Genomic DNA, 10133 nt, shown 5'->3' with positions numbered 1-10133 from the left:
GGAAATCAACCCCTTGTTCCCTAGCAAAAAAGTATACGAAAACAGCCTTTTTAAAAAAATCTGCTTCATAAGTTAAATTGGCTGCTATAAAATAAAATACCATAAAAAGTAAAAAATATGTTATTAAGGAAACGACAATCCTTACGGAAGAGCTTAAAGAAAAAAGCGTTTTATGAAGGAAAACCTTAAGGCGCGAATGGATTTTCATGCTGTCATGTGTTACTATAAATCCTTAACTAATATGAGGACGTGAACAAATTGATAAAAATACAAATACCGCAAACTGACATTTCAATTAAACAAAGGAAGCAGCAGGCTGAAGAGGGAGAACATGAAATACCAAGCATCAGCGGCTTTATTGATCTTCATGAAATACCAAGGGACAAAGCCGGAATATTCATGTTTTTCAATAAAGATGATGAGCTCCTTTTCACAGGGAAAGCAAGAAAGCTGCGCCAGCGGGTAAAAAAGCATCTTGAAGATTCAGTTTCGCCAGTTAAAAACCATCGTGCCGAAATTTACAGAATTGATGTATGCATTGTGGAAGATCCGACAGACAGAGAAATATATGAAACCTATATTATTAATGAATTAAAAGCGAAATACAACATCGATAAAGTATTTTTCAGATAATAAAAAAACCAGGGAGATGCCTTAGCATCTCCCTGGTTTCTATTCATCGATTGTTTTATTGTTTGACAAAGGCGCTTTTTCTGATTTAGGCTTCCAATTTTTCAGTTTTCCATTCAAATAATCTTTTAGAATGTAACGTTTCTTTTTACGCTTTCTCTCTCGATTCTTCATGGAAAGTCACCACCCTTTTTTGAAATCGTTAAAGGTGTTGCCTCTTTATTATACCTCTATTTCATATCCCGCTTAAAGTTTTTTGTGTTTTCTTTTGTCTCACAGCTGGACAATTTAACCTATATCCTTATCCCGGAACACGTCCCTGATTAACTTACAAAACTGGACAATTCAAGGGGCAGTTCTTATACAGCGCCATAATCGCTGTTATATGGTATCATCATAGCTGGAGGTGCAGACATGTCCCGGATGCAAGATAAAATGTTTAACTGTGAAAAAGAGCTTACTCTTTCTGTAATAGGCGGAAAGTGGAAAATGCTGATACTGTGGCATTTGGGGAAACAGGGAACAAAGAGGTTCGGTGAGCTTAAGGCCCTCATGCCCGGAATAACCCAAAGAATGCTTGTAAATCAGCTTCGCGAGCTGGAAGAAGATTTAATTGTTTCAAGGAAGGTTTATCCAGTCGTCCCTCCTAAAGTGGAATATTCGCTGACAGAGCAGGGCTGGACACTTATGCCAATCCTTGACTCCATGTACAGCTGGGGGAAAAATTATATGGAAATAGTACTGGAAAACAGTATAGACACATCAAAGTCAATTAAATAAATAACAAAGGAAAATCTCTGCATGCGGAGATTTTTTATTTTGGCTTTGTTAAATACATTAATTTGCAAAAGGGCATATTTGAAGGGGAGGAGAGACTGCCGCAGAAAGTGAAGAATTATAGTGTTTCAATCAGCCGGTCAGTATTAATCTTTAAAGACTTTTTATCGCCCTATTGATAGACAATTTAATTTTATTAATAGCAGGCAGTATAATCACCATAAAAAAGAAGCCCTTAAGAGCTTCAATGGCATTTAAAGCTGGAATTTCTGTTTTTGCAAAAGGTAACAGTTTATGGCTTCTTCAGAAATCGTTATTTTCTTGGCAATGTAGCCTGCTGGATTTTCTGTTCCATCACCCTGCTCATCTTTAAGAACTGTACAAAGCATAGAAGAAATTCTAGTTAAATGATCTATGACATTTAACAATTCTACTTCTGTATCACTAGCATTTGACATGGTTTCCCATGTAGATATTAGAGAATGAAGATTATCAAGCCTTTTTGCTGCTGTTTGGAGCTCAGAAAAAGAGATATTCATATTTAACCGCCTCCTTTTTTCGATATGTAATTATTACTATTCAAAAAGATAGGGATACATTCTTAATTACGAAATAATAGAATCTTTTATTCTGTTTTAACAGAATAATGGCATAATAAAGCAAAAGTAAGTACAGTACTTTGCTAAAAAAAAATGAAATGAAAACGTTGACAAAATATTAATCCAATAATAATATAAATGAGAATAGTAAATTAATTAATTTAATTAACTATCATTTTCAAAGAGATTTCGGCAGGGAATTGTTACATAGTAACGTGAATTTGGCAAAGGGGGAGAAATAATGAAGAGGAAAAAATGGATGGGTCTTGCCTTAACTGCAGCTCTGGCTCTTGGTTCTCTAGCTGGATGTTCAAGCAAGGATGACAGTAATGGACAATCAGGAAGCGGAGAAAAAATTACATTCTGGGCTCCATTTTCTGGTGCGGACGGTCCGCGTATGAAAAACATTGTGGCCAGCTACAATAAATCGCAATCAAAATATCAGGTGGATATGCAAATTGTTCCGCAAAATGATTATTATAAGACGGTGGATTTAGCTTTCTCAGGACAGAAGAATACACCTGATGTATTAATTATGCATACAGACCAGCTGACAAATTACGCAGACAAGCATTTATTGAAGGATATTAAGGATATAGCAACAAAAGCAGGCCTGAAAGAAGAAAACTATTCTGATACGGCATGGAAAGCAGGTTCCATAAAAGGCAAGCAGTATTCAATTCCTTTGGATATACATCCTCTTATCATGTATTACAATAAGGATTTGTTTAAAGCAGCCGGACTTGATCCTAATAAGCCGCCGGTTAACCGGGAAGAATTTGTTGCCGATGCGAAGAAACTTACAGATACTTCTAAAAATCAGTATGGCTTTGTTGTTCCTACATTATGGCCGAATCAATTTATTTATCCTACTGTCTTTTTCCAAAATGGGGGAGAATTGCTTAAAGACGGCAAGCCAAATTACAACAGTCCTGAAGGTGTAGAAGCCTTGACCTTTTTAAGTGACTTAATCAAAAAAGATAAAGTATCTCCTGCAAATGTTCAGCAGGACGGTGAAGTAACACTTTTCCTCCAGGGCAAAAATGCTATGCAGTTAAACGGACCTTGGATGATGGAGCAATGGGACAAAGCCGGAATCAATTATGGTGTAGCACCTGTGCCGCAGCTTGGCACAAAAGAACAAGCCGTGTATGCTAATGGCCACAACTTTGTTATCCCGGCTTCTGTGAAGGATACCAAGAAATTGGATGGAACCACTGATTTCTTGATATATGTAGCAAATAACACAATAGAATGGGCTAAATCAGGACAAGCACCGGCGTCTAAAGCGATTTACGAGCAAAGTGAAGAATTCAAAAAAATGAAGCAGCAGCCTCAGGTAGCAAAAGAATTCAATTACGCCAAATTTGCTCCGCGCATTGATAACTGGGGACAAATATCTGATCCATTATGGGCAGAAGTAAATCTTGCACTGCTGGGCAAGAAAGATCCGAAAAAGGCTTTGGATGATGCCAATAAAAAAGCTGAGCAAATACTGAATAAATGATGAATGAGGGAGGTGAACAGATCACTGTCTGTTTATCTCCTCTCATGACTTAGTTCCGAAGCAATTGCTGTCATATTAAGGAGAGGGGGAGAGGCGGATGCAAAAAACCACTTGGAAATCACAGCTAACATCGAGCTTATTTGTACTACCATATTTCCTGCTGTTTATCATATTTCTGTTAATTCCAATCGTATATGGAGCATGGATGAGTTTGCATAACTGGGATTTATTAGATCCGGTTCATAAGTTCGTGGGTCTTGCAAATTATGGAAAAATATTTGATCCTTCTTCCTATGTAAATAAATTATTTTTTGAAGGCCTTAGAAACACGCTTCAATTCGTAGTTTACAGTGTACCATTATTAGTTCTTATCGGTCTTGGCCTGGCATTGCTGGTCAATACTCTTCCAGGAAAAATAAAAGGTCTCTTCAGAACCTTTTATTTTATCCCTTATTCTGTTTCTGTTTCCGTTGTCGGTATCATCTGGCTGTGGCTTCTTGATACAAACAGCGGTTTGATCAATCAATATCTGCAAAAAATGCATATACCCGGCATCCCTTGGCTGACAGATATGCCTTGGGCCTGGATTTCCATTGTTGCCGCAACACTATGGTGGACAATAGGATTCAATATGGTGATTTTTATCAATGCACTTAATGATGTTTCCGAGGAACTCTATGAAGCCGGTTCTTTGGATGGTGCTAACCGCTGGCAAAGATTTCGCCATATAACATTGCCAAGTATTAAACCCACGATGATATTTGTAATCATTACTTCCACTATTGCTTCATTTAATGTCTACGGACAGCCTTTCCTGATGACTAGGGGCGGACCTGGTACATCCACAAAGGTCCTATTAATGAACATTGTGGATGAAGCATTTAAACAAAGGCAATTAGGCACATCTGCTGCCATGTCATTAATGATGGCACTGATTATGATCATTATTTCTGTCATACAGCTAAAAGTTACCAGAGGGAAGGAGTAGATTGGCATGCAAAAATGGTTTAAAACCCTTATTGTCATATTGGCAATTATTATTGCGCTGTTGTTTTTAATCCCGCTCTTTTGGATGCTGGCTACTTCTTTCAAAAGTGACCAGGAAGCATTTACAGCAGGTATCAAGTGGCTCCCGAAAGTATTTACTCTGGAAAACTATCAATATAGCATTGGGGGAGAAAATTCAGACACCCCAGTTCTTCAGTGGATGGGCAATTCCCTTTTCGTCGGTATAGCCGGGACGCTTATTGTCCTTGTTATTGATACCATGGCAGCCTATGGACTCGCGCGTTTAGACGTTCCATTTAAAAAACTATTGATTGGTTTGTTTATCGGTTCTTTAACCATTCCATGGGTCATAACATTTTTGCCGCTTTACATGGAATTTAATAAAATGGGTCTTCTGGATACATATGCCGTATTAATTCTTCCGTATTCAGCAAATGCCTTTGGTGTATTTCTGTTATTTCAATATTTCAGAGGATTCCCCAAGGAATTGGAAGAGGCAGCCTTTCTTGATGGTGCAAATAAATGGCAGGTATTCATGAAAGTAGTATTGCCATCCGCAAGGCCAGTCATTTGGACTTTAGCCATCTTTACATTTATGGGGATTTATAATGACTTCTTATGGCCGCTTGTTACAACGAATTCTCCTGAAATGAGGACAATTACAACAGGAATAGCGATCATGCAGCAGGGAAGCTTTGTTTCCTCGCCTGGTAAACTGATGGCCTTGACATCCATTGCAACCGTTCCGGCAGTCGTCCTGTTTATTATCGGCCAGCGCTCCTTCATTAAAGGAGTAACACAATCAGGAATTAAGTAAGGAAGGATTGAAAAACATGACTATACCTCGTAATGAATATCCAAGACCGCAGCTGGTCAGGGAAAATTGGTTAAATTTAAACGGTCAATGGGACTTTGCCTTTGATGATAGAAATCAGGGACTATTAAAACAATGGCATAAGGATTTTCCAACGGGAAATGAAATCACAGTACCCTTTGCATACCAGACAGAGTTAAGCGGCATCCACGATTCCTCTTTTCATGATGTTGTTTGGTATCATAGAGTTTTTTCTGTTCCAGATGAATGGAAAGAAAAGAAAATCATCCTTCATTTTGGTGCAGTGGATTATCGTTCCTGGGTGTATATTAATGGTGAAATGGCTGTTTTTCATGAAGGCGGAAATACACCGTTCTCTGCCGATATCACGCACCTCTTAGATGGACATTCCGGTATGAATGACCTGACAGTTCGTGTTGAGGATCCTTCTGAAGATGTTACTATCCCAAGGGGAAAGCAATATTGGCATGAAAAGTCTGAATCTATTTTCTATACAAGGACTACTGGCATCTGGCAGACCGTCTGGATGGAACCTGCAGATACTGCCAGAATTGACTTTTTACGATGGACACCCCAAATTGACCGGGGTGACATTGAACTTGAGTTTGAAATAACAGGTGACCTGCCGGAAAATCTGAATTTGACTGCAGAGATTTCTTTCAATAATGAAAAAATCGTATTTGACCAGACACATGTGGTTAACTCCTACAATAAACGCAGTTATAACCTCAGGAACCGGTCTACAGACCGAAGCAACATACATGGCCCGGGCTGGTACTGGACCCCGGAAAACCCTAACTTATTTGATGTAACACTGATTTTAAAAGACGGTGAAAAGATTTTAGATAAAATTGGCAGCTACTTTGGAATGCGTAAGGTATCGATTGAAAATGGAGTATTTATGCTTAACAATATGCCATATTATCAAAAGCTTGTACTGGATCAGGGATACTTCCCCGGAGGCCTTTTAACAGCTCCTGATGAAGATGCCTTAAAGAAGGATATCGAGCTTGCAAAGGAAATGGGCTTTAATGGTGCCAGAAAACACCAAAAAGTTGAAGATCCCCGCTTTTTATATTGGGCTGATAAGCTGGGTTTCCTTGTTTGGGGAGAGATGGCCAATGCTTCTGAATACAGTGAAGAAGCTGCAAGGCGCCTGGCGACTGAGTGGTTTGATGTTGTAAAGCGTGATTACAATCATCCCTCCATAATTGTCTGGCTTCCTTTAAATGAGAGCTGGGGAATATCCAGAGTGGCATATGACCAGCAGCAGCAGGCACATGCTACCTCGATGTACTGGCAAACTAAATCAATTGACCAAACACGCCCTGTTCTATCTAATGACGGATGGGAACATACCATTTCAGATATTTGCGGTATTCATAATTACAGAAGCGCTGAAGAAATGGAAAAGGCATACACCTCAGCAGAAAAAGCCGTTAGTACAACACCGGCTGACCGTGTCATTTATGCAAACGGTTTCTCTTATGGAGGAGAACCTATTCTGATTACAGAGTATGGAGGAATCGCCTATAAAAAAGACCAGCAGGACGGATGGGGATATTCTGCTGTGCAAACATCCGGCGATTTAATTGAAGAATATCGAAAGGTCACTGAGGCTTTATTTAAAAGCCCAGTTATCCAGGGTTTCTGCTACACACAATTAACAGATGTAGAACAGGAAATCAACGGATTGCTTACATATGATCGTGAACCTAAATGCGATTTAAGCAAAATAAAAGAAATCAATGACCATAAGTAATGAAAAAACCTTGTGTCTAAAGTGCACAAGGTTTTTTTAGAAATCCTGCCAGCAGTTTTTCATAAGTAATTGCCTCTTATTCACAAGTGCAGTATTCTCAGGGAGGGACTTATTTTTTGATACCACAGGTGTTCATTGTTTCAGGATATAATTTAGATAATAATAGAAAAAGGTGTGATAGATATGAATTATATTCCGAAAACAGGAAGTTTTGAAGGGATGAAATTACTGAATCAATCCATCGTTTTAAATGTGATTCGCTTAAGAGAGCCAATCTCTAGAGCAGAAATTGCAAAAATAACAAAGCTGACACCTCCCACAGTAGGGTCGCTTGTAAATGAATTAATCGATCAAAATCTCATCACAGAAGAACAATCGAACAGTTCGAAAGCAGGGGGAAGAAGGCCCATCATGCTTCGAATTAATTATAGTGCACATTTTATTATAGGCGTATATGCTGCTGCTGAGGTCATTAGTGTAATCCTCACTACAATGAATGGCAGTGTTATTTTTGAATACAGGAAGGAAATCAATAAGCTTCCTTCCAAAGATCAATTTATGCAAATGGTTAAAGAATGCATCCAGCATGTGCTGGATGAAACCTCTGCAAAGCGTGATCTTATAATTGGAATTGGTTTCGCTATGCATGGCCTTGTAGATCCCGAACAAGGATTGGCCATTTTTTCCCCTCACTTGCATCTTGAAAATATTCCAATAAAGGAAATCTTGGAAAAGGAATTCAGCTTGCCTGTAATGGTCGAAAATGACGTACGTGCTTTGGCATATGCAGAAAGCTGGTTCGGGGATGGAAAGGGTGTCTCTGATTTTGTATGCCTTAGTGTCGGGAGGGGAATCGGTTCAGGGATCTTCATAAATAACGATATTTATAAAAGCTCATATAATACTGCTGGAGAAATAGGGCATACCATTGTGGATATTAACGGTCCCCGCTGCCAGTGCGGCAATAATGGATGTCTTGAGGCGTACGCTTCTGAATTGGCCATTATCAATAAGGCAGAGAAAGAATCGGATTCTGGCAGTGATACGATTTTGCGCGAGTGGAAAAAGGACAGCGAAATTACAGTCAAGATGGTCTTTAAGGCAGCAGGGGATGGAGATCAATTAGCACAGTCCATACTAGAAGAAAGCGGCAGATCACTGGGACTGGCTGCGGCCAATTTAATTAATATACTAAAACCTTCAAAGATTATCCTTGAAGGCAGCGTTTTTGAAGAAGGTGATTTTATACTCTCACCACTTAAGGAAATGATTGGAAAATACACATTAAGAAGTTCAAATGAAGAAATTCCAGTCGTCTGCTCAAAATTAGGGAAAAAGGGAATGGTCCTTGGGGCAGTTACCATCATCCTGCGTAAACTATTTGCAGCTGAATAAGGATTTTTTGACGATTAACCCTCTTCAAAAGTTCATTGCTGACTTATATGAAAGGCAAGCAGCTAAAAGAAAAACAGCTCTTTATCATAATACAGGAAAGACTTATATAAGCAAAAATGTAAGTAGGGTCTGTATGCCCCTCGGCAGCTGACTTTGTTTTAATGGAAAATAACAGAAACCATTATAATGCTGATAATGGCAGCCATTACAATGGCCAAGCTGGCAAATGTACCTTCCAGTTCTCCAATTTCATAAGCCTTTGATGCTCCTGCACCGTGTGCTCCCATTCCTAGCAGCAGCCCCATTGCCTGAGGGGTCCGGATAGAAGTTAACCGGATTAATACTGGACCTAACATGGTTCCGGTTAATCCTGTAATGATGACAAATACAGCTGTCATGGCAGGTGCCCCGCCAATAGATGAAGATATATTCATAGCGATTGGAGTGGTGATTGAACGCGGGACAAGGCTTTTTATAAGAAAAGGGCTAAGTTTCATCCATTGTGCCAATAAGAATGAAGAGCTAATTGCCGTAAGCGCCCCAACTGCCAGGCTAAGAATGATTTCAGCACCATGTTTTTTCAGCAGCTGAAAATGTTTATGCATAGGGACTGCAAAAGCGACTGTGGCTGGCCCCAATAATTTTGTCAGCCACTGAGCCCCTTCATTATAAGCAGAAAATGAACTATGATATGATGTGATCAGCATGATTAGGACAATCGGGCAAACCAATATAGGTGAAAAGAGGAGTACCGTCCACCGGTTATATACTTTCTTTGACACCATGTAAATCATTATCGTTATAATAATGCTAATGATTTGATGGAGAATTCCCATTCTTACCACCCTTTCTTAGTTTTGACAGTAATTCTGCCGTTCCGCCTGTAAAAATCATGACTAGCAGGGTACTTAACGCAATCACCAGCATGATTTTTATTCCTTGAAGCCCCAGGATAGTCTTATACTGAATGATGCCGGCCGCTGAGGGGATAAAAAAGAGCATCATATCAGTTATAAGAAGGGATGCTCCAAGCTCTATCCATTCGATTTTAAACCACTTATACTGCAAAAATAAAAATAATAGCAGCAATCCAACAATGCTTCCTGGAATAGGCAGCTGCAGGACTCCGGATATAATCTCTCCGGCTGCCTGAAAAAGTGAAATAAAAATGATTTGCAGCACTTTGCATAGCCATTTCATTTTATAAAACCAACTTTCTTTTTTTATGTGAATATATTCACAAATAATGCGATAGTTCTTTAAATCTATTCATTAATCATGTGATATAGATACGCAGATTCAAAGTAAACGAAAAATTGATGTCTGACCTTCCTTCAATAAAATTAATGAGGGAGCTTATTAGAAATTACTTTAATTCTGCTGTTACTAATGTACCCTTATTCTTGTTATTCGTAAAATACATATATTATATAAAAACTATTCACTTTAGTAATGAGTGAATGAATAGGAAGCCTCTTTGGTGTTTTCGTAAACTTTGTTGTTATTGAACAAGAATTTGATTTCCGCTCCAGGAGTCTCGATTTCCGCGGGGCGGTGAACCTCTAAAGCAATGCTTGCGGGGTCTCACCTTCCCGCTAATCTCTCGCTTTACACTACAAT

Annotated in this window: 11 protein-coding genes; 7 read left to right on the top strand and 4 right to left on the bottom strand. The window is 39.0% G+C overall.

Annotated elements, in window-relative coordinates; genetic code table 11:
• The first annotated feature begins 258 nt into the window (after positions 1-258).
• Positions 259-633 carry a nucleotide excision repair endonuclease gene (locus tag BIV59_RS20145; protein ID WP_071353254.1) on the top strand — a complete coding sequence of 125 codons (375 nt, stop codon included), beginning with the start codon at positions 259-261 and terminating at the stop codon, positions 631-633.
• Between the two features lie 39 nt (positions 634-672).
• Here the strand turns inward: BIV59_RS20145 and BIV59_RS24285 are convergent, their stop codons facing one another.
• Positions 673-804, bottom strand: a complete 132-nt coding sequence (locus BIV59_RS24285; protein WP_276205157.1) for a hypothetical protein — start codon at positions 802-804, stop codon at positions 673-675.
• A 240-nt stretch (positions 805-1044) separates the two neighbouring features.
• Between BIV59_RS24285 and hxlR the strand changes: the two genes are divergently transcribed.
• On the top strand, positions 1045-1410 hold the full coding sequence (gene hxlR / locus BIV59_RS20140; protein ID WP_071353253.1) for a transcriptional activator HxlR: 366 nt from the start codon (positions 1045-1047) through the stop codon (positions 1408-1410).
• A 251-nt stretch (positions 1411-1661) separates the two neighbouring features.
• Here the strand turns inward: hxlR and BIV59_RS20135 are convergent, their stop codons facing one another.
• Positions 1662-1946, bottom strand: coding sequence for a hypothetical protein (locus BIV59_RS20135; protein ID WP_071353252.1), 285 nt, complete (start codon positions 1944-1946; stop codon positions 1662-1664).
• A 301-nt stretch (positions 1947-2247) separates the two neighbouring features.
• On the opposite strand from BIV59_RS20135, the gene BIV59_RS20130 reads away from it, so the two are divergent.
• The 5 genes from BIV59_RS20130 to BIV59_RS20110 all read left to right on the top strand — a co-directional run bounded on the left by BIV59_RS20130 (position 2248) and on the right by BIV59_RS20110 (position 8513).
• Positions 2248-3513, top strand: a complete 1266-nt coding sequence (locus BIV59_RS20130) for an ABC transporter substrate-binding protein (protein WP_071353251.1) — start codon at positions 2248-2250, stop codon at positions 3511-3513.
• A 97-nt stretch (positions 3514-3610) separates the two neighbouring features.
• Positions 3611-4501 (top strand): carbohydrate ABC transporter permease, encoded by an 891-nt coding sequence (locus BIV59_RS20125; RefSeq protein WP_071353250.1) that lies wholly within the window; start codon positions 3611-3613, stop codon positions 4499-4501.
• A gap of 6 nt (positions 4502-4507) precedes the next feature.
• Positions 4508-5338 carry a carbohydrate ABC transporter permease gene (locus tag BIV59_RS20120; RefSeq protein WP_071353249.1) on the top strand — a complete coding sequence of 277 codons (831 nt, stop codon included), beginning with the start codon at positions 4508-4510 and terminating at the stop codon, positions 5336-5338.
• A gap of 16 nt (positions 5339-5354) precedes the next feature.
• Positions 5355-7118 carry a glycoside hydrolase family 2 protein gene (locus tag BIV59_RS20115; RefSeq protein ID WP_071353248.1) on the top strand — a complete coding sequence of 588 codons (1764 nt, stop codon included), beginning with the start codon at positions 5355-5357 and terminating at the stop codon, positions 7116-7118.
• Positions 7119-7301: 183 nt separating this feature from the next.
• On the top strand, positions 7302-8513 hold the full coding sequence (locus BIV59_RS20110) for an ROK family transcriptional regulator (RefSeq protein WP_071353247.1): 1212 nt from the start codon (positions 7302-7304) through the stop codon (positions 8511-8513).
• Positions 8514-8671: 158 nt separating this feature from the next.
• Here BIV59_RS20110 and BIV59_RS20105 read toward each other — a convergent pair whose 3' ends face one another.
• Together BIV59_RS20105 and BIV59_RS20100 are read right to left on the bottom strand one after the other, a co-directional pair.
• A complete protein-coding gene (locus BIV59_RS20105) occupies positions 8672-9349 on the bottom strand; it encodes an LrgB family protein (RefSeq protein ID WP_071353246.1) in 678 nt (225 codons plus the stop codon).
• Positions 9324-9713 (bottom strand): CidA/LrgA family protein, encoded by a 390-nt coding sequence (locus tag BIV59_RS20100; RefSeq protein ID WP_071353245.1) that lies wholly within the window; start codon positions 9711-9713, stop codon positions 9324-9326. The genes BIV59_RS20105 and BIV59_RS20100 overlap by 26 nt, the downstream gene beginning before the upstream one ends.
• Positions 9714-10133 lie beyond the last annotated feature (420 nt).

The sequence above is a fragment of the Bacillus sp. MUM 13 genome, from assembly GCF_001866725.1.
GTDB lineage: Bacteria > Bacillota > Bacilli > Bacillales > DSM-1321 > Peribacillus.
The sequence above is the reverse complement of the archived record's forward strand: the minus strand, read 5'-3'. Positions and strand labels throughout refer to the sequence as shown.

What these genes read in the sequence shown, in the direction of transcription:
- BIV59_RS24285 (WP_276205157.1), bottom strand. Translation starts at nt 804, where the DNA reads ATGAAGAATCGAGAGAGAAAGCGTAAAAAGAAACGTTACATTCTAAAA.
- hxlR (WP_071353253.1), top strand. Translation starts at nt 1,045, where the DNA reads ATGTCCCGGATGCAAGATAAAATGTTTAACTGTGAAAAAGAGCTTACT.
- BIV59_RS20135 (WP_071353252.1), bottom strand. Translation starts at nt 1,946, where the DNA reads ATGAATATCTCTTTTTCTGAGCTCCAAACAGCAGCAAAAAGGCTTGAT.
- BIV59_RS20130 (WP_071353251.1), top strand. Translation starts at nt 2,248, where the DNA reads ATGAAGAGGAAAAAATGGATGGGTCTTGCCTTAACTGCAGCTCTGGCT.
- BIV59_RS20125 (WP_071353250.1), top strand. Translation starts at nt 3,611, where the DNA reads ATGCAAAAAACCACTTGGAAATCACAGCTAACATCGAGCTTATTTGTA.
- BIV59_RS20120 (WP_071353249.1), top strand. Translation starts at nt 4,508, where the DNA reads ATGCAAAAATGGTTTAAAACCCTTATTGTCATATTGGCAATTATTATT.
- BIV59_RS20115 (WP_071353248.1), top strand. Translation starts at nt 5,355, where the DNA reads ATGACTATACCTCGTAATGAATATCCAAGACCGCAGCTGGTCAGGGAA.
- BIV59_RS20110 (WP_071353247.1), top strand. Translation starts at nt 7,302, where the DNA reads ATGAATTATATTCCGAAAACAGGAAGTTTTGAAGGGATGAAATTACTG.
- BIV59_RS20105 (WP_071353246.1), bottom strand. Translation starts at nt 9,349, where the DNA reads ATGGGAATTCTCCATCAAATCATTAGCATTATTATAACGATAATGATT.
- BIV59_RS20100 (WP_071353245.1), bottom strand. Translation starts at nt 9,713, where the DNA reads ATGAAATGGCTATGCAAAGTGCTGCAAATCATTTTTATTTCACTTTTT.